Source organism: Actinoplanes sp. CA-051413 (assembly GCF_050955795.1).
In the GTDB taxonomy this organism is placed as follows: domain Bacteria; phylum Actinomycetota; class Actinomycetes; order Mycobacteriales; family Micromonosporaceae; genus Actinoplanes.
This window is the reverse complement of the sequence record NZ_CP192100.1, coordinates 5414890-5435959: the sequence shown is the minus strand read 5'-3', so window position 1 is coordinate 5435959 and position 21070 is coordinate 5414890. Positions and strand designations below refer to the sequence as shown.

Here is a 21070-nt window from a genome sequence, read left to right as displayed (position 1 = left end):
GGTGAGCGTGCGGTGTGACCAAGCGGATGTGCAAAGATCTTTGCCGAATGGAAAACTGGGGCCATGGATGAGGAACTGGACCGCACCCTCGACGCCGTCGGGCCCCGGCTGAAGCAGCTCCGGATGCGCCGCGACATCACGCTCACCGCGCTCGCGGAGGAGACCGGCATCTCCGTCAGCACGCTGTCCCGGCTGGAGGCGGGTCTGCGCCGCCCGACGCTGGAGCAGCTCCTGCCGCTCGCCCGCGCGCACGGCGTCACGCTCGACGAGCTCGTCGACGCGCCGCTGACCGGCGATCCGCGGGTCAACCTGCGGCCCATCGCCGGCGGGGACGGGTCGGTCGTGCTGCCGCTGACCCGTAGGCCGGGCGGCATCCAGGCGTACAAGTTCGTCCTGCCGGCCGGCGACGACAACCGCGAGCCGGACCTGCGCACCCACGAGGGCTACGACTGGGCGTACGTCCTGAACGGCACGCTGCGCCTGGTCCTCGGCGAGCACGACCTGATCCTGCAGCCCGGTGAGGCCGCCGAGTTCGACACGCGCACCCCGCACTGGTTCGGGGCCACCAGCTCCGGGCCCGTCGAGTTCCTCAGCCTCGTCGGACGGCAGGGCGAACGGGCACACATCCGCGCCGCACCCCGGTCCGCTCAGCCTGAGTGAGGTGGCCGGGCGCCCGCCGACTCCAGCGGGGCCAGGTCCGGGATGCCGTAGCGGGAGTCCAGGACCTGCATCGCGGCGCCGGCCGCGATCACGTCCGCGCCGAGGCTCGACAGCGTGATCCTGACCGTCTGCCAGTCGGCCCGGGGCACCTGCGTACGGATCGCCGCCTCGGCCTCGGCCCGGTAGATCTCCGCGTGGGTGAGCAGGTCCGCGCCGGCCAGCACCACGTGGGCCACGTCCAGGGTCTGCACCAGATTGACGATGCCGACGGCCAGGACCCGCGCGGCCGCCCGGATGTCCCCGTCCGCCACCGCCCGGTCGTGGACCGCTTCCAGGCAGCCCCGCCGCCCGCACACGCACGGCGGGCCGGACAGCTCGATGACTGTGTGGCCGAACTCGCCCGCGTTCGTGTGCGACCCGCGATGGGCCGCCCCGCCCAGCCACAGACCCGCACCCACCCCCGACTCCACCATGATCAGGGCGGCGTCCCGGAAGGCCGGGCCGCGCCGCCACGCCTCGGCGGTGACCCCGGCCGTGACGTCCTTGTCCAGGTGCACGGGCCGGCCCAGGGCCTGCTCGGCCAGCTCACGCAGCGGTACGTCGTGCCAGTGCCGCAACCGGTGGGCGTCCCGGACGGTGCCCTGGGCGTGATCCAGCGGCCCGATCATGCCGATGCCCACCCCGGTCAGCCGCGCGCCGAGCTTGTGCGCGGCGGCGATCCGGTCCACACCGGCCGTGAGCTCGTCCAGCAGCGTCCCGGGAGTGAAATCCGCCGGTAGGGGAGTCACCACCGAGTGCCGGACCGCGCCGGCCAGGTCGGTGAGGACCAGCCGCAGGGTACGGCGGGCCACGTGCGCGCCGATCGCGTACCGGCTGCCGGGGACCAGCTCGTAGACACCGGCGGGCTTGCCGATCGCCGGTCGGCGCACGCCCGCGGGCGCGATCAGGCCGTGCTCGACCAGCCGGCCCAGCACCTTCGACACCGCCTGCGGGGTCAGTCCGGTGGCATCGGCAATTGTTGCGCGTTCGAACGCCGGCCGGGTACGGGCGACGGCCATCACCAGGGCCTCGTTGTAGCCGCGCAGGAACGTGAGGTCCGCCATGTCGACACCCTATTACGCAACGGCGTTGCTAAAGTCGGCGCTCGTGGAAGATCTGAGCCGTAGGCACCGCTGGGCCGCCCTGCTCGCGCTGGCCCTGGGCGGGGTGGCGATCGGGCTGACCGAGTTCGCCGCGATGGGCCTGCTGCCCGAAGTGGCACGCGACCTGCTGCCCGCGGAGTACGCCCGGTCGGCGCCCGACGCGGTCGCGCAGGCGGGGTGGACGATCACCGCGTACGCGCTGGGGGTGGTGGTCGGTGCGCCGACGATCGCCGCGCTGACTGCCCGCGTACCCCGCAAGAAGCTGGTGCTCGGCCTGCTGGTGCTGTTCGCGGCCGGGACCGTCGCGTCGGCGATCGCGCCGACGTTCGAGCTGGTGCTGGTCGCGCGGTTCGTGGCGGCGCTACCGCACGGGGCCTACTTCGGTGCGGCCGGCCTGCTCGCGGCCACCCTGATGGGCCCCGGCAACGCCGCCCGCGGGTACGCCGCCGTGCTCAGCGGGCTGACGGCGGCCAACGTGGTCGGCGTACCGCTGGTCACCCGGCTCGGGCAGGCAGCCGGCTGGCGGGTCGCGTACCTGGTCATCGCCCTGGTCTTCGGGGCGACCCTGGTCGCCGTGCTGATGATCGTGCCGGCGGTGGCCGCGGTGGCCGACGGCTCACCGCGGGCCGAGCTGCGTTCGCTGCGCAAGCCGCAGGTCTGGCTGGTGGCGGCCACCGCGGCGGTCGGCTTCGCCGGCTTCTTCGCCGTGGACAGCTACATCGCGCCCGTCACGACCGACGTCACCGGCCTGGCCGCGAGCACCGTGCCGTGGGTGCTGGTCGCGGTCGGGCTCGGCATGACCGTCGGCAACGCCCTGGGCGGTTGGTTCGCCGACCGGAACCTGCGGCGCAGCATGCTCATCGGCTTCGGCTCGGTGATCGCCGCGGTGATCTTCTTCGGGCTGGTCGCGGACACGGCTCCGGGCTTGTTCGCCGGGGCGTTCCTGATCGGCGCGACCAGCCTGTTCCTGGGCCCGGCGCTGCAGGCCCGGCTGATCGCGGTGGCCCCGGGAGCGCAGCTGATGGGCGCGGCGGTGAACCAGTCCGCGATGAACGTGGCCAACAGCCTGGGGGCGGCCCTGGGCGGGGTGGTGATCGCGCGCGGCTACGGCTACCTCGCCCCGACCTGGGTGGGGGTGGGTCTGGCGGCGGCCGGGCTGGGGCTGGCGGCGCTGAGCTTCACCGCCGAGCGCCGCGCCCGCCGCCCGGTGCCGGCCACCGTCTGACCACGACGAGCCCGTCCCGGACCCCGCCGGGCCCACGCCCGGCCGGGCCTCGCCTGGCGGGGCCGGGCGATGCGAGCGGGAACCCGCGGGGCATCTCGCGGTGTCACTCGTGGAAAGCTCACACTCCAGGGGTGACCATGCGACGGATGGTTTGGGCGGCGCTCACCGCCGCGAGTCTCCTGCTGGCGACGGCGGGATGCACGTCCGGCAGCAGCGCGGCCACCGCACCGACGGCATCGCCCACCCCGGGGCCGTGCCGGTCGGAGGTCACCCGTGACGCGCTGCCGGTCTGGGCCAGGGCCGGGTTCAGCGACGACGGTTCCGGCGTACCCCATGTCTTCAGTGAGCACGGCGACCTGCTCGCCGTGCTCTTCAAGTACCCGCCCGCCTCCTCCGCCGATCCGCAGGACGGCACGAAGATCCTTTGGGTCTCCCGGCTCCCGCAGGAGCCGGTGCAGCCGCTGGTCATCGAGGCGACCCTCGAGGGCACGACCACCACCGTGACCCGCGAGGTCCCCGGCGGCCCCGGCCCCTCCTCGATCCAGCTGCCCACCGCCGGCTGCTGGCGGCTGGCCCTGAGCTGGTCCGGGCATCAGGACCGGATGATGCTGCAGTTCAGCTGACCGGCAGTTCGACGGTGGCCCGGATGTCCCCGAGACCCCGCGCGATCAGCAGTTCGCCGCCCGCGCCGACCGAGTCCCACGCTCCGGCCGCGGCGTCCCATCGGCGCCACATCCGGGCGTCCGGCGTGACCGTCACCCGGGTCGAGCCGCCCGCCGGGACGTCGACGCCCTGCCAGCCGACCAGGCGCACCGGCTCGTCGGGACCGGCCGGCTGGAAGTAGACCTGCACGACCTCGCGGCTGTCCCGGGCACCCGTGTTCGTCACCGTCACCGTCACGGCCGGGGCTTCGCCGGAGATCAGCCGGGCGTCCGCGTACTCCCAGGTGCTGTAGCCCAGGCCGTGGCCCAGCCAGAACGCCGGGGCCGCCGGTGCCCGGCCCGCGTAGTGGCCGCGGTAGCCGATGAACCGGCCCTCGGCGTACTCCAGCTTGCCGTCGACCGGGGTGACCGACCACGCGGGTGACGTGCCGTCGGCGGCCGGGAACGTGGTGACGAGCCGGCCCGCCGGCTCGATCTCGCCGAGCAGGGCCGCCGCGATCGCGTGGCCGCCCTCCTGGCCGGGCAGGCCCGCCCAGAGCACGGCGTCGACCCGCGACAGCCACGGCATGATCACCGGCGTGGCCGCGTTGACCACCACGACGGTACGGCGGGCCGCCCCGGCCACCGCCTCGATCAGGGCATCCTGCGCGCCCGGCAGCTTCAGGGTGCTCTTGTCGACCGCCTCGGTCTCCTGCTCCTCGGTGAGGCCGACCACGACCACCGCCACGTCGGCGCCGGCGGCGGCCCGGACCGCGTCGTCGATCACGTCGACGGTCTCCCGGGAGGCCTTGTGGCCGATGAGCCCGAACAGGCCTGCCCCGGCGAACTGGTCGCCGTTGAGCAGGGTGACGGTCGCCTCCAGCAGCTCGCCCTCGCCGACCTCGTAGAGCTGGGTGTGCAGCGGCGGCGTGAGCACCTCCTCGCCGAAGCCCTTGCCGGACACGCGCAGCTCCGGACGCGATTCGGTGTGGCCGACCCGGATCCACCAGTCGCCGACGCCGAGGACACCGAGCTCGACCCGGCCGGCCCTAGTGATCCGGCCGTGCAGGACCGCGGTGGCGACGGTGCCGGTGAAGTCGTCGTCCATGCCGACCATGGTGGTGGCGTTGGCCGCGTGCCGTTGCTCCAGCTCGTTGCCGTCCGCGTCGAGCAGCGTGACCCGGATGCCGGGCTCGCCGGTGATCGGGTCGACCAGGAAGCCGCCCCGGGCCGGCACCGGCTTGGTGCGGACCTCGACGCCGTCGACCACCGTGACGCGGTCGCCGAGCCGGGCGCTCAGGCCCTCGGCCACGCTCACCTGGTACGGCGGGTTGACCTGGGCCGAGCCGCCGCCCATGTCGATGGTCTCGACGGCGTGCCGGCCGATCAGGGCCACGCTCTGCGCCGGTTCCAGCGGCAGGACGGCGTTGTCGTTGCTGAGCACGGTCATGCCCCGCGCGGCCAGCCGGGTCAGCTGCTCCTTGCGGACAGCGCTGTCCGGCGCGGGCAGGCCGTCCGGGTAGTCCCGCGGCGTGCCCAGGGCGCCCACCCGCTCGGCGAGCAGCAGCAGCCGGCTCAGGTGGTCGTCGATCACCGCCTCGTCGACCTCACCGGCGCGTACGGCGGCCACCAGCGCGTCGCCCCACGGGCCGCGCGGGCCGGGCATCACCAGGTCGAGGCCGCCGTTGGCCGCGGGGCCGGCGCTGCGGGTGGCGAACCAGTCGGACATGATCAGGCCGCGGTAGCCCCACTCGCCCTTGACGATCTCGTTGTTGACGTGGATCTGCTCGGTGGCGGCCTGGCCGTTCACGTCGTTGTAGGCCGCCATCATCGACCAGGCGTCCGCGTCGGTGACGGCGATCTCGAACGGCAGCAGGTACAGCTCGCGCAGCGTCGCCTCGTCCACGACGCTGTCGACGGTGTTGCGGTCGGTCTCGCTCTCGTTGGCCACCAGGTGCTTTAGGGTGGCGCCGACGCCGTGCGCCTGCATTCCGCGTACGTACGCGGCCGCCAGCCGGCCGGTCAGCAGCGGATCCTCGGAGTACGCCTCGAAGAGCCGGCCGCCCAGCGGGGTGCGGTGCAGGTTGATGGTCGGGCCGAGCACCACGTGGATCTGCTGGGCCAGTGCCTCCTCGGCGAGCAGTCGCCCGGTCTCCTCCAGCGCGCTCTCGTCCCAGGAGGACGCCAGCAGGGTGGCGTTGGGGAACAGCGCGACGATGCGGCCACCGCTGAACTTCAGCCCGCGTACGCCGGTGGGCCCGTCGGACAGGCGCACCTCGCTCAGGCCGATGGCCGGCTCGGCGGCCAGGGTGAACGAGGTGGCGCCGGTGAGCAGCGCGACCTTGGCCGGCAGATCCAGGGACTTGAGGAGCGCGGCGTGCTCGGACGCGGGTGCTGTGGTCATGGAAGCCTCTTCGCCAGGGGGAGCTGACACGTGTAACTTGCTCGTATCAGTAACGTAAACGGCAGCGGCCGCGCACGGCAAGAGGTGTCCGTCATGACAGACAGCACGATCCGCCGGGTGACCAGCGCCGACGTCGCGAAGCTGGCCGGGGTCTCCCGGGCCACCGTCAGCTACGTGCTCAACGACACCCCGCACCAGACCATCTCGGCAGCCACCCGCGGCCGGGTCATCGACGCGGCGACCAGCCTCGGCTACGCGCCCTCGGCGGCCGCGCGGGCCCTGCGCACCGGCCGCTCCGACGTCGTGCTGTGCCTGCTGCCGGACTGGCCGATCGGCCCCGAGGTCGGCACGCTGCTCGGCAACCTCTCCACCGAACTGGCCCGCAGCGGCATGACCTTCGTGGCGCACCCGGGCAGCCAGGCGGACCGGCCGATCGCGGACCTGTGGAAGGCGATCACCCCGGCCGCGGTGCTGGCGTTCACCGACTTCTCCCCGGCCGAGATCGACGCCATGCGCGCGGCCGGGGTCGCCCTGGTCGTGGGCCTGCTCGGCCGCAGCACCTCCCCGCGCCGCGAGCTGGAGGTGCCCCAGCAGCGGGTCGGCCGCCTGCAGGCGGAACACCTGGTCGCGGCCGGGCACACCACCATCGGGTACGCCTACCCGGACGACGACCGGGTGCGCATCTTCGCCGAGCCCCGCCTCGAGGGCACGAGGCTGGCCTGCGCCGCCCGGGGAGTGGCCGAGCCGTCGGTCCGCGTCGTGCCCCTGGACGCCGAAGCGGCGGCACCGGCCGTGCGGGCCTGGCACGACGAGGGCGTGACGGCGGTGTGCGCCTACAACGACGACGTGGCGATGGCGGTGCTGGCCGGGATGCGCCGGCTGGACCTGCACGCCCCGGCGGACCTGGCGGTCATCGGCGTCGACGACATCCCGGCGGCGCGGCTGGCCGTACCGGCGCTGACCACGGTGACCACCGACCAGGCGGCGGTGGCCGCCCACCTGGCCACGACGGTGCTGGCGGCGATCAACGGCCGCCCGGTCCCGCCGTCCGAGCTGGCCGGGATCGTCCAGGTGGTCCAGCGCGAGTCCGCCTGACCGGCCGCAGCCCCCGGGGCGTCAGCCGGCCTCGGCGAATGCAGCCACGACGCGCTCCGGACCGCCGCCTCCGGCGAGGACGGCGAGCAGCAGGATCCGGGCCTTGGCCGGATCGAGGAAGCCGGCCGGGATCAGCGCCCGCCCGATCAGGTCCCGCTCGGACCCGGGATAGCTGTAGGTGCCGGTCAGCACCGGCCCGGCCAGCGTCCGCGACGCCAGCACCACCGGCATCCGCCCCGCCAGCTCCGCGAGCGGCTCCGCCCACCAGTCCGGCAGGTGCCCGGCCCCGAGGGCGGCCACCACCAGCCCGTCCGCTTCGAGATCCCGGTCCGGCGCGTCGGCCCCCAGGGCCGCGACGATCAGCGGTACGCGGGGCAGCACGTCCCCGTCCGGCCGGGGCAGCACCACCCGGCGCCCGGCCGTTGCGAAGAACCGCGCCCGGCCCTCGACGACCTGTCCCACCGGCCCGCCCGTCGCCGACACGAAGGCCGCCACGCTGGTCGTGTGCGTCTTGCGGACCCGGGCCGCCGCGTGGATGTCGTCCGCGAACGTCACCAGCACACCCCGCCCGCGCGCTTCCGGGTCGGCTGCGACCGTCAGGGCCGCCAGCAGGTTCGCCGGCCCGTCCGCCCCGGCCACCAGCGCCGGACGCATCGCCCCGGTCACCACCACCGGTTCCGGCCGCTCGTGCAGCAGATCCAGCAGGTACGCGCACTCCTCGAGCGTGTCCGTGCCCTGGGTGACCACCACGCCGTCCGCCCCGCCCGTCAGCAGGTCGCTGATCCGCCGCGACAGCGCCACGATGTCCGCCGGGCGCAGGGAGGCGCTGGGTACGTTCGCGACGTCGACAAGCGCCAGGTCGAGCCCCAGCGCGGCCGCTCCGGGCACCGCCGAGACCAGGTCGCCGGCGCTGAGAGCCGGTGCGGCCCCGCCATCGGGGGTCGCCGTCATCGCGATGGTCCCGCCCAGCCCGCACACCACGATCTTCGTCACGGCCGCCACCCTACGCACTGACAACAGACGCACAGGCTGGGCACATGGCCGGCCCAGGCGGACAGCGTTGGGTGAGAGGTAGCACGCGAAGAGCGAGACCTGGGGGTCATTGAGATGCTTGTGCAGCTGAACCGGAACGAGACCAACCGTACGTTCACCCCGAACTCCACCGCGGTGCCGGTGCCCGATCTGAACTCGCTGCGGCGCAGTCCGGTCGTCGCCGTTCTCGGGCAGCGGGGCCGGGTCGCCGCGTTGCGGGCGCACCTGCCGGCCGGGTGGGTGCTGCGTTATCCCGGCAACCTGGACGGGGTGCGGCCCGGCGAGATCGTCCTGTTCAGCGGGGCCACCGAGGCCGATGTGCTGGCCGCGCGGGCGTTGCTGCCGGGCCGTACCCGGGTTGTCGCGCTGGTCGACGAGGACGCCCCGGCCGAGCTGGTCGCCGCCGTGCTGACCGCCGGCGCGGACGTCTGCGTCCGCGGCGGGCTGGCGGCCATCCTGGCCAGTCATCTGGTCGCCTGCCGCCGCCGGCAGCTCGCCGAGCGGTGGAGCGACCTGCGGGATTCCCTACCGGCCTACTGAACCGGACCGGCGCCGCACGGGGCGACGCCGGTCCGATCGTGGGGGACCGCGCGATCAGTTCGGGGGAGCGGCGCTCGCGGTGGGGGCCAGCGCCTGGCAGGCCTCGACCGCCTTCTGGACGGCCGGGTCGTTCGTGGCCGGTGCGCCCTGACCGAGGGTGACGCCGTTGTCCTTCAGACAGTTGCGGTAGGCCGCGCTCATCCCGTTGCTCCGGCCGTTGCCGCCCGGTCGGCCGCTCGGCAGCACCGAGGCGCACGCCTGCTGCGCCTTCTCCCACGTCGCGTCGTCCACTCCCTCGGGCTTGCCGAAGCCGCCACCCGGGAAGCCGCCACCACCGGGGCGGGCACTGCCCGAGGGCCGCGGCATGCCGGACGGGCCGCCCGAGGGGCGGACCCGGGGGCCGCCGGAGGGCATGGTGATCGTGACACCGTTCTTGGCCAGGCACTCGGTGTACGCGGCGAAGGCGGTGTTGCGCCCGCCGCCGTCCTGGTTGTCACCTCCGGTGGCCGGGGTGCCGTCCGACCCGCCGCCGCACGCGGCCACGGAGAACAGCAGCGCCGCGGATGCGACGACCAGCCCGGCGATGCCTCGGGGGGACGTGATTCTGAGCTGCGGCACGGTCTCTCTCCTCGTTCAAGCGGACACGACGGTCCAGACAAGACCGCTGACCTCGCCGCAACCTCCGACCGTCCTCGGAATCAGCTATGAGAGTGCGGCCCGGCTCCGAGGCAACTCCGAGGTGGGACCGAGCCGGCGGCGAGGACGTGCGGCAACACTTCCCGACCATGGGTAACGGCCTGACCGCCTGGCGCGGAGTGAACCGGCGGTGGGCGTGGCTGGTGGCCGGGGTCGTGGTGGCCCTGCTGCTGGCCGCCGGAGTGACCCGCGCGTTGACCGAGGGCGCGGACGAGCGGCCGGCCGCCGTGAGCACGGTGCAGGTGGACCGGGGCGCGGTGACGACCGAGGTGGCCACGACCGGCACCGTCGAGCCGGCGCAGACCCGCAGCCTCTCGTTCGCGGTCGACGGCACCGTGGCGAGCGTCAAGGTCCGGGCGGGCACGGTGGTGACGGCCGGGCAGGAACTCGCCTCTATCGACGACACTGATGCGGCCGAGGCGGTCGACTCCGCGCAGGACACGCTGGCCGACGCGCAGGATGCCCTGGCCGACGCCAAGGAGAGCGCCACAGCCAGCTCCGACTCCTGCGGGGTGCAGCCGGCCGCATACGCCGTCCCGCCGACCGCCACGGCTAGCGTGACACCGACCGCCGGCCGTACCTCGGCACCGGCCGCGACGACTGCACCGACCCCGACCCGTACCGCGGCACCGACCCGGACCGCCTCTCCCACCCGGACTGCGTCTCCCACCCGGACCGCCGGGCCGGCCCGCACCACCGCGCCGGCCCGGCCGGGCGGCGCCGCGACGACCTGCGCCCAGGGCGGCGGCGCGAACTCAAGCGGCCAGAATTCCGGGGGCCAGAATTCCGGGGGCGGGGGAGACCCGGTGCTCAGCGCCCAGCAGCGGGTCAACCAGGCCGAGGTGGCGTTGCAGACCGCCGAGGACCGGCTCGAGGGCACCACCATCACCGCGCCGATCGCCGGGCGGATCCTGTCGGTCGCCGGCAAGGTCGGCAGCCAGGTCAGCGGGGGCAGCGCCTTCCTCACCCTGGCCGACGTCTTCGACATGCAGATCAGCGCCGACTTCCCGGAGGCCGACGCGGACCGGCTGGCGGTGGCCCAGAAAGCCACCGCGACCCTGGCCGACCGGGCCGGCAAGGACTTCGGCGCGACGGTGGTGCAGGTCGACCCGGTCGGCACCGACGACGGCACGATGGTCCGCTACGGCGTGCTGCTCTCGTTCACCGACGCCCCCAAGGACCTGCTCGTCGGGCAGAGCGCCGCGGTCCGGGTCACCACCGGCTCGGCCGATGATGTGCTGCGGCTGCCGAGCACCGCCGTGCACGACATCGCCGGTGACACCGGCACGGTGCTGCGCGCGGGACAGCGGGTCAAGGTCGGGGTGGGGCTGCGCGGCGACCAGTACACCGAGATCACCTCGGGTCTCGCCGAGGGCGCCGCGGTGGCCCGCAGCTGGTGAGCGCCCTGCGGCCCAGCTCCCTCCTAGCGGATTCATACGCAATTCAAAGGAAGCGCTGATATTCCTTTGCGGTGCATTCCGATAACCGCGGTTCCGTGGCCCTCAGCGATCCGCCGGCCGCCCGGGCGACCCGGGTCCTGGTCGTCGACGACGAGCCCAACATCTCCGCGCTGCTCTCCGCCACACTGCGGCTGGTCGCCTTCGACGTGCGGGTCGCCGAGTCCGGGCACGGCGCGCTGGTCGCGGTCGAGGACTTCGAGCCGGACCTGGTGGTGCTCGACGTGATGCTGCCCGACCTGGACGGCTTCGACGTCGCCCGGCGGCTGCGCGCCTCCGGGCGGGCCACCCCGGTGCTGTTCCTGACCGCGCGGGACGCGGTCGAGGACCGGGTGGCCGGGCTCACCGCGGGCGCCGACGACTACGTGACCAAGCCGTTCAGCCTGGAGGAGGTGGTGCTGCGGATCCGGGCGATCCTGCGGCGCAGCCGGCCCGAGCTGGTGCCGGGCGACGCCGGGGTGCTGCGCTACGCCGACCTGGAGCTCGACGAGGACGCCCACGAGGTGCGCCGGGCCGGCCGGCTCGTGGACCTCTCGCCGACCGAGTTCAACCTGCTGAAGTACCTGCTGATCAACGCGGGCCGGGTGGTCAGCAAGGCGCAGATCCTGGACCGGGTCTGGAAGTACGACTTCGGCGGCGACGGGCGCATCGTCGAGTCCTACGTGTACTACCTGCGCCGCAAGATCGACAAGACCGATCCGCCGCTGATCCACACCGTCCGCGGCGTCGGGTACGCGTTGCGCCTGCCCCGCGGCGGCGAGGAGTGAGCAGGCGAGGAGTGAGCAGGCCATGAGGGCCGGGCTCCGCTGGCGTCCGCGGCGGTGGGGCCACTGGACCCTGCGCTCCCGGCTCGTGCTGGTCGTCGGCGCGCTGGCCGCGATCGCCCTGATCGTGGCCAACGTGGCCGGCCTGGTGCTGATCCGCGGTTACCTGCAGGACCGCATCGACGAGCAGCTGGTCGCCATGTCCCGCCCGTTCGCCGGGTCGCAGCGCCTGGCCCTGCCACCACCGAACGGCGCCACGCCCCGCAACCGGCAGCTGCGCCTCGGCGCCGACTCGGTGGTCTACGTCTACACGCCGGCCGGAACGCTCGACCTGGACCGCAGTTCCGTCGCCGAGGCGCAACGGCCCGCGGTGGCGCCGCTGGCCGAGGTGCTGACCCACGCGCACACCGGGCGGCCGTACACCGTGGCGGCATCCGACGGCAGTGCGGACTGGCGGCTGCTCGCGGTGGCCGTCGCCGACACGGGTGGGGTGGCGGTCATCGGATCGTCGCTGGTCGAGGTGGAGGAGACCGGCGACCGGCTGCTGCTGATCGACGCCGGGGTCACCGTGCTGGTCCTGGTGCTGCTCGGCGCCGGGGCGGCGTTCGTGGTGCGGCTCGGGCTGCGGCCGCTGACCGAGATGGAACGCCTGGCCACCGACATCTCCGCGGGCAACCTCTCCGGCCGGGTGGCCGACACCGATCCGCACACCGAGCCGGGCCGGCTCGGCGGTGCGCTCAACCTGATGCTGGCCCGCATCGAGGCCGAGGTCTCCGCCCGTACGGCCTCCGAGCAGCGGCTGCGGCAGTTCGTCGCGGACGCCTCGCACGAGCTGCGGACCCCGCTGACGTCCATCCGGGGCTTCGCCGAGCTCTACCGGCGCGGCGGCGCCCCGCCCGGCCCGCAGCTCGACGAGACCATGAGCCGGATCGAGGGTGAGGCCGGCCGGATGGGTGTCCTGGTCGAGGACCTGCTGATGCTGGCCCGGCTCGACCTGGAACGGCCGCCGGTGCTGCGCCCGGTGGACCTGCTGGAGATCGCCGCCGACACGATCAGAGACGCGTACGCGCGGATGCCGGACCGCCCGGTGCGCCTGGCCGCCCTCGACGACGACTCGGACACGTTCGTGCCGCCGACGGTGCTGGGCGACGAGCACGGGCTGCGCCAGGTGGCCACCAACCTGGTCGCCAACGCGTTGCAGCACACCACGGCCGGGGCCCGCGTCACCGTACGGGTGGGACGCGTCGCCGGGCACCGGCCGGCGCCCGGAGCCGTGCACGCGGGGACGGTCGTCACCGGCGTACCGCTGGCGGTTCTGGAGGTCGGCGACGACGGCCCGGGGGTGCCCGCCGAGCACGCCCCGCGGGTGTTCGAACGGCTCTACCGGGCCGATTCGAGCCGCAGCCGGGGCCGGGGCGGCGGTTCCGGGCTGGGCCTGTCCATCGTCGCGGCGATCGTGCGCGGTCACGGCGGCTGGGTCGAGCTCGACCCGCCCCGGGGTCGCGGGGCCACGTTCCGGGTCCTGCTGCCCACCTCGGATGCCGACGCCGGCTGACGCGGGTTCCGAGGTGGCTCCCAGCCAACCCCGAAGCTCCTCCGAGCAGGTGTCGCCACAGTGTCCGTCATGCCTGCGCCCCGTCTGGGTTCCCTGCGCCGTCCCTCGGTGGCGATCAACGCCGTCCTGGTCCTCGCGCTCGTCGCCGGTGCCTTCTGGGCGTACGAGATCGTGTCCGGTCCGGACACCGGAAACGCGGCCGCCGCGTCCGTGCGGTCCGTACCCGTCCAGCAGGGCACCGTCACCGCCACCGTCACCGCCGACGGCTCTCTGGAGAGCGCAAGCTCGGCCAGCGCGAGTTTCACCACCGGCGGCACCGTCACATCGATCTCGGTCCGGGTCGGTGACAAGGTGACCAAGGGTCAGGTGCTGGCCAAGGTCGATCCGGCCGCCGCCCGGCGGACCCTGGCGGCCGCCGAGGCCGACCTGGACGCGGCCCGGGATGCGCTGGACCGCGCCGAGGACGCCGGCTCCGACACCTCGTCGGCCCAGAACGAGGTCACGCAGGCCGGGCTGGCCGTGGACGAGGCCGAGGCGGCGGTGGCCGGGACGACCCTCAAGGCGCCGATGGCCGGCACCGTGGTCGCGGTCAACGGGACGCTCGGCAGCTCGTCGTCGGGCTCGTCGACCTCGTCCTCCTCGTCGTCCTCCGGTGGCAGCGCACCCGGCGGCGGCTCCTCCACCACCGGCTCCTCGTCGTCGTCCTCCTCCTCGGCCAGCTCGTCGAGCAGCGGCTTCATCGACCTCGCCGACCTGGGCAAGCTCCAGGTCACCGCCGCCTTCGCCGAGGCCGACGCGACCAAGCTCAAGGAGAAGCAGGCGGCCACCGTCACCTGGAACGCGCTCAGCGGCACCCGGCAGAGCGCCAAGGTGGTCGCCGTCGACCCGCAGGCCACCACGGCCAACAACGTCGTCACCTACGGCGTCACGCTGAGCCTCGACAAGGTCCCCACCGGGGCCAAACCGGGCCAGACGGTCTCTGTCTCGGTGGTCACCGGCGAGGTCAGCGACGCGGTCTACGTCAACGCGGCCGCGGTGACCACGGTCGGCAACCGGCACACCGTCACCGTGCTGGCCAATGGGGTCCAGGAGGTCCGCGCGGTGGAGATCGGCCTCGAGGGCGACCAGGCCACCCAGGTCACCTCCGGGCTGACCCCGGGAGAGCAGGTCGTGATCACCACACCCAGCACCACGACCGGCGGGACCACCGGCGGCTTTCCGGGCGGCTTCCCCGGCGGCGCGCCGGGCGGCGGCTTCCCCGCCGGCGGCGGTACGGGCCGGGGCACCCGATGAGCCGCCCGGTACTCGAGGTTTCTGACCTGACGAAGATCTACGGTTCGGGCGAAGCCACCGTGCACGCCCTGCGCGGCGTCTCGATGCTGGTGGAACGCGGCGACTATGTGGCCATCATGGGCTCGTCCGGCTCCGGCAAGTCCACCCTGATGAACATCCTGGGTGCGCTGGACGTGCCCAGCGCGGGCTCGTACCGGCTGGACGGGGTCGACGTCAGCCGGCTCGCCGACCGGCAGCTGGCCCTGGCCCGTAACCGGCTCATCGGCTTCATCTTCCAGGCGTTCAACCTCATCCCGCGGACCTCGGCGGTGGCCAACGTGGAGCTGCCACTGGCGTACGCCGGGGTCAGACCGCGGCAGCGCCGGGAGCGCGCGATGGCCGCCCTCGAGGTCGTCGGGCTCGCCGACCGCGCCCGGCACGAGCCCAACCAGCTCTCCGGCGGCCAGCAGCAGCGCGTCGCGGTGGCCCGGGCGCTGGTCACCGAGCCGGCCCTGCTGCTCGCCGACGAGCCGACCGGCAACCTGGACACCCGTTCCACCGCCGACGTGCTGGAGGTCTTCGACCAGCTCAGCGCGGCCGGCCGGACCATCGTGCTGATCACCCACGAGCCCGAGGTCGGCGACCGCGCCAAGCGGCTGGTGCGCCTGGTGGACGGCCGGATCGTCACCGACGTACGCCAGTCGCCGCTGGACCGGATCCCGGTCGGCGCCCTGCAGGGACGGCACAGCCGATGAGTTTTTACGACGTCGTCCGGTTCGCGCTGCGGGGGTTGTCGGCGAACAAGCTGCGCTCGGCGCTGACCATGCTGGGCATCCTGATCGGGGTCGCGGCGGTGATCCTGCTGGTGGCGGTCGGCAACGGCTCCGCGCAGGCGATCAACCAGCGGATCGAGGCGCTGGGGACCAACACCATCACCGTGATGAGCGCCGGCCGTGGTGGCTCCACCAGCACGGCGCTGACCACCACCATCGCCGACGCGCTGATCGACCCGGCGCTGGCCCCGGACGTCGCCTCCGTCTCGCCGGTGGTCAGCGCCGCCGCGACGCTGACCTACGAGGGCACCGACCACGACGTCAGCCAGTTCGTCGGCACCACGCCGAGCTGGTTCGCGTCCTCCAACACGCCGGTCGGCACCGGCGCCGGCTTCACCGCCGACGACGAGGCCCAGGGCCGCCGGGTGGTGGTGCTGGGCCGGACCGCGGCCGAGGAGCTCTTCCCCGGCACCGATCCGCTGGACAAGCAGGTCACCGTCGGCGGCGCACTGTTCACGGTGGTGGGCGTGCTGGCCGAGAAGAGCTCGACGGGCTTCCAGGACGGCAACGACACCGCGATCGCCCCGCTGTCCGCGGTGCGCCAGGTGCTCACCGGGTACGGCGCCCTGACCTCGATCCTGGTGCAGGCGCGCAGCCCGGACCGGGTGGACGCCGTGCAGTCGCAGGTGGCCACGATCCTGAACCAGCGGCTCGACGTGTCCGCCGGGGCCACCACGCCGTACCGGATCCAGAACGCCTCGCAGCTGCTCGCCACCCAGACCGAGATGGCCGACACCTTCACGACTCTGCTCGGCGCCGTCGCCGCGATCAGCCTGCTCGTCGGCGGGATCGGCATCACCAACATCATGCTCGTCACCGTCACCGAGCGGACCCGCGAGATCGGCATCCGCAAGGCCCTGGGCGCGCCCCGCCGGGTGATCCTGACCCAGTTCCTGATCGAGGCGACCCTGTTGAGCGTGCTGGGCGGCGCGCTCGGCGTCGCCGCCGCCCTGATCGGCAGCAGCTTCTCCATCGTCGGCGTGAAACCGGTGATCGTGCCCAGTTCGGTCGGGCTCGCCCTGGGCGTGTCCATCGCGATCGGGCTGTTCTTCGGCGGCCTGCCCGCCAGCCGGGCGGCCCGGCTGCGCCCCATCGACGCGTTGCGCTACGAGTGAGGACCCCGTGACCCCTTCTTCCGACGACACCGCCGTCCTGTCCGCCGTCCCGGCCGTCCCGGAGCCGTTCGACGACCGCGACGACGGCCTGGCCAGTGCGCTCGCCAAGGCGGCCCCGCGGCGCTGGTGGAACCGCGGCACGCTGGTGCTGGGCGCGTTCGCGTTGCTGCTGGGCGGCTTCCTCGGCGGCCTGGAGGTGCAGAAGCACTACGGCACCGGCACCGCCGCCGCGACGGCCGGCCGCACCGGCGCCCGGACCGGCGGTTTCCCCGGGGGAGCGTTCGGCGGCGGTGCGGCCCCCACCGCGGCCGCGCCGGCCGCCGCGGGACCGACGACCGGCAAGGTCAAGCTGGTCAACGGCACCACCGTCTACGTCGAGAAGGCGGACGGCGAGGTGGTGACCGTACGGACCGGCGCCGGCACGACGGTGCAGAGCGCCACCAAGGGCAAGCTCAAGGATCTCAAGGCCGGTGACACGGTCAGCGTCCAGGGCACCGCCGACACCGAGGGCACCGTCACCGCGACGACCGTCACGGAGAGCAAGGGCTGACCCGGCCGGTGATCCGTGGTGTCATGGCCTCGTGAGCCGCGCTGTCGAGCAGAGCAACCGCCGGATGCTGCGGGCCCGCGACGCCATGGACCGCGCGTACGCGCAGCCGCTGGACGTCGCCGCCCTGGCCCGGATCGCCCACGTGTCGCCGGCGCACTTCACCCGGACGTTCCGGGCCACCTTCGGTGAGACGCCGCACCGCTACCTGCAACGCCGCCGGGTCGAGCGGGCGATGTTCCTGCTGCGCGAGACCGGCGAGAGCGTGACCGACATCTGCTTCCGGGTCGGCTTCGGCAGCCTGGGCACGTTCAGCCGCACCTTCCGCGACATCGTCGGCCGGTCGCCGCGCGACTACCGCCGGCAGGTCACGGCGACCGGCGTGCCCACGTGCTTCACCAAGGTGTGGACCCGGCCGAGTGAGCAGTTTCGGAGAAGTTCCGCCCCGGCCGGGCCGCTAGCGTGAGGACCATGTTCACCGCGATCACCCATTCCCAGATCTACGTCCTGGACCAGGACGAGGCCCTCGACTTCTACGTCGGCAAGCTCGGCCTGGAGGTCAGCTCCGACGTCGACCTCGGTTTCATGCGCTGGCTCACCGTGCAGGTCCCGGGCCGCCCGGAACGCCAGATCCTGCTGGAGAAGCCGGGCGGTCCCTCGATGTCCGAGGAGACCGCCCAGCAGGTCCGCGAGTTGCTGAGCAAGGGCGCCACCGGCGGTAACCTGATCTTCAGCACCGACGACTGCCGCAAGACCTACGAGACCCTCAAGGGCCTCGGCGTCGAGTTCACCGACGAGCCCACCGAGCGCCCGTACGGCATCGACTGCGGCCTGCGCGACCCCTTCGGCAACGCGATCCGGTTCACCCAGCCGTTGTCCTGAACGACCGGCGGACGGCCTCGGGCACCACGACGGAGCTGAGCGCGGACGCGGCGGACGCGCTCAGCTCCGAGGCCGGCGCCGGGTCGAAGGGCGAGCCCTCCGGCCGGCACACGGTGCCCGCGGCCGGCACCCGGCTGGTCAGCAGATACTGGGTCACCTTCGTGTCCACGCACGTGTTGCCGGCGATGAAGTAGGCGCCGTGCCCCCACCCGGCGTAGGACAGCAGCCGGGAATTCGGTAGCAGCCGGGACGCGGCGACAGCGCCCTGGTAGCGGGTGGCCGGGTCGAAGTAGTTGCCGACGACCAGCACAGGCGCCGCGGTCCGGGCCGTCCACGGGCCGAGGTGCCGGTCCTGTCCGGCGGTGCGCGGCCAGGAGCCGCAGGCACTCCAGGCCCAGTTCCAGATCCGGCCGAAGTAGCCGTAGCGCTGCTCGGCGCGGTCCGCGGACCGCTGCCAGTCAGCCAGGGACCGCGGGTTGACGGTGTCGGAACAGGTGACGCCGGGGGAGCCCTCGACGTCGTTCGGATACTCCTCCTGCGGCTGGGCGGCCAGGCCGAGCCCGGCGCGGACGGTGGCGAGCCGCTGCCCGAGGACGGCCGGGGTCAGCTGATCGTGCACGGCGTCGAGGAAGAAGGCCAGGTCGGGCCAGATCTGCGGGCTGTACAGGGCGCCCAGCGTGGTGGCGATCAGGTCGCTGTGGGTGAAGGTGTAGCTCTCGCCGGAGAACGGGTCGACGATGGTCGCCGGGTGCCCGCGCAGGCGGTGCGCCAGTTGCGCGTACCGCTTGCTCGCGTCGCCGGAGAAGGCGCAGTCCGGCCCGGCCGCGTCGCACAGCCGGAAGAACTCGCCGAGGGTCCGGCCGGCGCCGTCGGCGCTGGCGATCCGGGTGCCGACCGGCACGGTACGGGCATCGCGGCCGTGCCCGGTGGACCAGGCCACGGGATCGACCACCGCATCGATCACCAGGGCGCGGACCCGGGACGGGAACAGGTTGGCGTAGTTCTGCCCGAGCAGCGAGCCGTACGAGTAGCCGAGATAGCTCAGCTTCTTGTCACCGAGCACCTCGCGCAGCAGATCCATGTCGCGGGCCGCGTCGGCACTGGACATGTGGTCGAGAATGGCCCCGCCGTGCCGGGCGCAGGCGGCGGCGAGCTGGTCGTCCGACACCCGCTGCCGCCGTTCCTCGGCCGTGGTCTCCGGGTACGCGAACGGCGGCAGCACCGCGATCGCCTGCTCATAGGTGTCGAAGCAGCGCAGCGGTGTGCTGCGGTAGATGCCCCGCGGATCGAAGCCGACGATGTCGAAGCGGGCCTGGATCTCGGCCGGCAGACCCCGGGCCACCGCCCGCGCGAAGTCCACACCGGACCCGCCCGGCCCGCCGGGGTTGAGCAGCAGCGAGCCGATCCGCCGCCCCGGATCAGCGGCGCGCAGCCGCAGCAGCGAGATGCCGATCTGCACGCCCCGCGGCCGGTCGTAGTCCAGCGGGGCCGGCACGGTGGCGCACTCGAACCCGTCCTCGCAAGCCGTCCACGCGACCCGGGATGCGGGCGCGGCTGCTGCGTGGGCCGGGGAGAGCGGAACGGTGGTGAGGGCGGCGGTGACGGTGGCGGCGGCAGCGACTGCGATTCCGCGGCGCCATTGCTTCGGATGGGTCATGAGCACTCCCGTGACGGGTCGAGTGACTGACTTCCTTCGCGAGCTCCGCCGCCGAGGATAGTCGTCACTGTCTATGTGGTCACGGTTCTTGCCGCGGCTACCAGGGCCAGTCGGCGACGAGGTCCTCGACGCGTTCGCCGGGCCGGATCACGAACACCTCGTCGGCCGAGTCGTCGTAGACGAGCTGGGCACCGGCGACCGGCGTCAGCGCGCACATCGCCGCCAAGACCGCCATGCCATCCGGCTTACGGAACGACAGGGAACGGACCGCCGCGTCCAGCGCCAACGGCTGGTCACCGTCGGCGTGATCGCCGGCCCGGAGACTGACCTCGCCCAGGTCGCGTCCGTCGGTGCGGGGACAGGCCGACGGGTCAGGACACTCCTGGAGCTGCTCGGCGTTTCCCGTCGCGTCGACCGTGAACCACGGCGTCCCGTGGCACCCCGCCGCCCGGAACGCGCGGAGGACATCGCCGACGGACGGCAACGGGTGAGGCGGCGGCGCATGATCCGGCACACCGCGGCTGAAGCTCGCCGACCTCGCCCAGTCCACCATCCCGTCCATGGCCAGATCGTGCAGCGGCACGGCGTACATCGACCAGCTCACCGCCGCGGCGCCGGGCGGACCGTCAGGATCTGCTCCGCGCGGCCGACCGGCCCGTCCAGGTCGTGCAGCGTCGTCGTGGTCAGGCCGTGACCCCGCGGCCCGAACACCACCGACGTGTCCAGGCCGACCCAGCGCCCGCGGGGCTGCCGGTGCAGGTGGATCGTCAGGTCCAGGTTGGGGAAGAGCCATTCCTTGGGGGACTCGCGGATCGCGATCCCGTTGGCCGTGTCCACCAGGGCCAGGTAGCTCGCCAGGTCGCTGACCGGCTCACCGGCCACCAGGTCCAGCCCGGTGGAGATCCAGGCGGTCGTGCGGCCGGGCCGCACCGGGCCGATCGGGCGTACGTCCAGCGTGGTGATGAATTCGCCGGGCCACGCGTCGGACATCGGCCACCTCGGCACCGACTCCGGGCCGGGCAGCGCCGCGACCTCGCCACCGGCCACCCCGGCCGTGTCCAGCTCGGCCAGGCGCCAGACCCGCGCCCGTACGGCCGGCCGGCCCCTCGCGATCACGACGGCTTCCAGGAGCTCGATGGTGCGTCCCGGCCGTACCGTCTCGACGTGGATCTCGAAGTCCTCCAGCTTGAGCACGCCGAGGATGTCCATGCTGACCCGGGCGACCACCAGGCCGTCGGCGCCGCGGGCGGCGGTGAACTGCTCGACCGCGTGCACGATCAGGCCGGTCATCGGGCTGATGTGCTGCTCGTCGACGGCCCAGGCGCCGCCGGTCGCGGCGGTGGGCCGGAACCGTCCGGCGCCGGCCCGCTCGAAGTAGCTGATCATTGCCTGACCCTACGGGCCGTGCCGGGCGTGGATCCGGTCGCCCGGGGACCCGCGGCCGGGAAGAACCGGGGCGCCGGCCGGGTCCAGCCGTAAGAAAAATGACATATGCGCAAGCATTGATGCTTGGCGGCCGGGTTCCTAGGCTGAGCATGCTCGATCAGGTCTAG

General features: G+C 73.5%; 21 protein-coding genes. 14 read left to right on the top strand and 7 right to left on the bottom strand.

The genetic code is table 11. The features are described from left to right. Positions 1-63: 63 nt before the first annotated feature. Positions 64-660 (top strand): helix-turn-helix domain-containing protein, encoded by a 597-nt coding sequence (locus ACQP2Y_RS25645; RefSeq protein ID WP_433717574.1) that lies wholly within the window; start codon positions 64-66, stop codon positions 658-660. On the opposite strand, the gene ACQP2Y_RS25640 is transcribed toward ACQP2Y_RS25645, so the two are convergent. Then, the gene (locus ACQP2Y_RS25640; protein ID WP_433717573.1) at positions 648-1763 is read right to left on the bottom strand and encodes an ROK family transcriptional regulator; all 1116 of its coding nucleotides are present in this window, start codon (positions 1761-1763) and stop codon (positions 648-650) included. The two genes, ACQP2Y_RS25645 and ACQP2Y_RS25640, sit on opposite strands and share 13 nt — an antisense overlap. Positions 1764-1806: 43 nt before the next feature. Between ACQP2Y_RS25640 and ACQP2Y_RS25635 the strand changes: the two genes are divergently transcribed. Continuing rightward, the gene (locus ACQP2Y_RS25635) at positions 1807-3027 is read left to right on the top strand and encodes an MFS transporter (protein WP_433717572.1); all 1221 of its coding nucleotides are present in this window, start codon (positions 1807-1809) and stop codon (positions 3025-3027) included. A 137-nt stretch (positions 3028-3164) separates the two neighbouring features. Next, complete coding sequence (locus ACQP2Y_RS25630; RefSeq protein WP_433732061.1) at positions 3165-3650, top strand: hypothetical protein; 486 nt, start codon at positions 3165-3167, stop codon at positions 3648-3650. On the opposite strand, the gene ACQP2Y_RS25625 is transcribed toward ACQP2Y_RS25630, so the two are convergent. Continuing rightward, complete coding sequence (locus ACQP2Y_RS25625) at positions 3643-6072, bottom strand: beta-glucosidase family protein (protein WP_433717571.1); 2430 nt, start codon at positions 6070-6072, stop codon at positions 3643-3645. The genes ACQP2Y_RS25630 and ACQP2Y_RS25625 overlap by 8 nt on opposite strands. 93 nt (positions 6073-6165) lie before the next feature. On the opposite strand from ACQP2Y_RS25625, the gene ACQP2Y_RS25620 reads away from it, so the two are divergent. Then, entirely contained in the window at positions 6166-7167 is a 1002-nt protein-coding gene (locus tag ACQP2Y_RS25620) for a LacI family DNA-binding transcriptional regulator (protein ID WP_433717570.1), read from the top strand. A gap of 21 nt (positions 7168-7188) precedes the next feature. On the opposite strand, the gene ACQP2Y_RS25615 is transcribed toward ACQP2Y_RS25620, so the two are convergent. Further along, positions 7189-8160, bottom strand: a complete 972-nt coding sequence (locus ACQP2Y_RS25615) for an asparaginase (RefSeq protein ID WP_433717569.1) — start codon at positions 8158-8160, stop codon at positions 7189-7191. Positions 8161-8274: 114 nt separating this feature from the next. Between ACQP2Y_RS25615 and ACQP2Y_RS25610 the strand changes: the two genes are divergently transcribed. Beyond that, the gene (locus ACQP2Y_RS25610) at positions 8275-8739 is read left to right on the top strand and encodes a hypothetical protein (RefSeq protein ID WP_433717568.1); all 465 of its coding nucleotides are present in this window, start codon (positions 8275-8277) and stop codon (positions 8737-8739) included. A gap of 54 nt (positions 8740-8793) precedes the next feature. On the opposite strand, the gene ACQP2Y_RS25605 is transcribed toward ACQP2Y_RS25610, so the two are convergent. Beyond that, positions 8794-9357, bottom strand: coding sequence for a hypothetical protein (locus ACQP2Y_RS25605; protein ID WP_433717567.1), 564 nt, complete (start codon positions 9355-9357; stop codon positions 8794-8796). Positions 9358-9524: 167 nt separating this feature from the next. On the opposite strand from ACQP2Y_RS25605, the gene ACQP2Y_RS25600 reads away from it, so the two are divergent. The 9 genes from ACQP2Y_RS25600 (at position 9525) to ACQP2Y_RS25560 (ending at position 17860) form a co-directional block, all read left to right on the top strand. Continuing rightward, positions 9525-10835 carry an efflux RND transporter periplasmic adaptor subunit gene (locus ACQP2Y_RS25600; RefSeq protein ID WP_433717566.1) on the top strand — a complete coding sequence of 437 codons (1311 nt, stop codon included), beginning with the start codon at positions 9525-9527 and terminating at the stop codon, positions 10833-10835. Positions 10836-10930: 95 nt separating this feature from the next. Next, a complete protein-coding gene (locus tag ACQP2Y_RS25595) occupies positions 10931-11659 on the top strand; it encodes a response regulator transcription factor (protein WP_433717565.1) in 729 nt (242 codons plus the stop codon). 22 nt (positions 11660-11681) lie between these two features. Further along, complete coding sequence (locus ACQP2Y_RS25590) at positions 11682-13211, top strand: sensor histidine kinase (RefSeq protein ID WP_433717564.1); 1530 nt, start codon at positions 11682-11684, stop codon at positions 13209-13211. A 69-nt stretch (positions 13212-13280) separates the two neighbouring features. Continuing rightward, the gene (locus ACQP2Y_RS25585; RefSeq protein WP_433717563.1) at positions 13281-14504 is read left to right on the top strand and encodes an efflux RND transporter periplasmic adaptor subunit; all 1224 of its coding nucleotides are present in this window, start codon (positions 13281-13283) and stop codon (positions 14502-14504) included. Continuing rightward, positions 14501-15238, top strand: coding sequence for an ABC transporter ATP-binding protein (locus ACQP2Y_RS25580; RefSeq protein WP_433717562.1), 738 nt, complete (start codon positions 14501-14503; stop codon positions 15236-15238). Before ACQP2Y_RS25585 ends, ACQP2Y_RS25580 begins: the two co-directional genes overlap by 4 nt. Further along, on the top strand, positions 15235-16431 hold the full coding sequence (locus ACQP2Y_RS25575) for an ABC transporter permease (RefSeq protein ID WP_433717561.1): 1197 nt from the start codon (positions 15235-15237) through the stop codon (positions 16429-16431). Before ACQP2Y_RS25580 ends, ACQP2Y_RS25575 begins: the two co-directional genes overlap by 4 nt. Positions 16432-16438: 7 nt before the next feature. Then, on the top strand, positions 16439-16981 hold the full coding sequence (locus ACQP2Y_RS25570; RefSeq protein ID WP_433717560.1) for a hypothetical protein: 543 nt from the start codon (positions 16439-16441) through the stop codon (positions 16979-16981). 31 nt (positions 16982-17012) lie between these two features. Then, on the top strand, positions 17013-17444 hold the full coding sequence (locus ACQP2Y_RS25565; protein ID WP_433717559.1) for a helix-turn-helix domain-containing protein: 432 nt from the start codon (positions 17013-17015) through the stop codon (positions 17442-17444). A 5-nt stretch (positions 17445-17449) separates the two neighbouring features. Next, positions 17450-17860 (top strand): VOC family protein, encoded by a 411-nt coding sequence (locus ACQP2Y_RS25560; protein WP_433717558.1) that lies wholly within the window; start codon positions 17450-17452, stop codon positions 17858-17860. On the opposite strand, the gene ACQP2Y_RS25555 is transcribed toward ACQP2Y_RS25560, so the two are convergent. From ACQP2Y_RS25555 to ACQP2Y_RS25545, 3 genes are all read right to left on the bottom strand, one after another. Beyond that, positions 17841-19517, bottom strand: a complete 1677-nt coding sequence (locus ACQP2Y_RS25555; RefSeq protein ID WP_433717557.1) for an alpha/beta hydrolase — start codon at positions 19515-19517, stop codon at positions 17841-17843. The two genes, ACQP2Y_RS25560 and ACQP2Y_RS25555, sit on opposite strands and share 20 nt — an antisense overlap. Before the next feature lie 97 nt (positions 19518-19614). Further along, entirely contained in the window at positions 19615-20109 is a 495-nt protein-coding gene (locus tag ACQP2Y_RS25550; protein WP_433717556.1) for a hypothetical protein, read from the bottom strand. A gap of 8 nt (positions 20110-20117) precedes the next feature. Next, positions 20118-20903, bottom strand: coding sequence for a thioesterase family protein (locus ACQP2Y_RS25545; protein ID WP_433717555.1), 786 nt, complete (start codon positions 20901-20903; stop codon positions 20118-20120). Between the last annotated feature and the right edge of the window lie 167 nt (positions 20904-21070).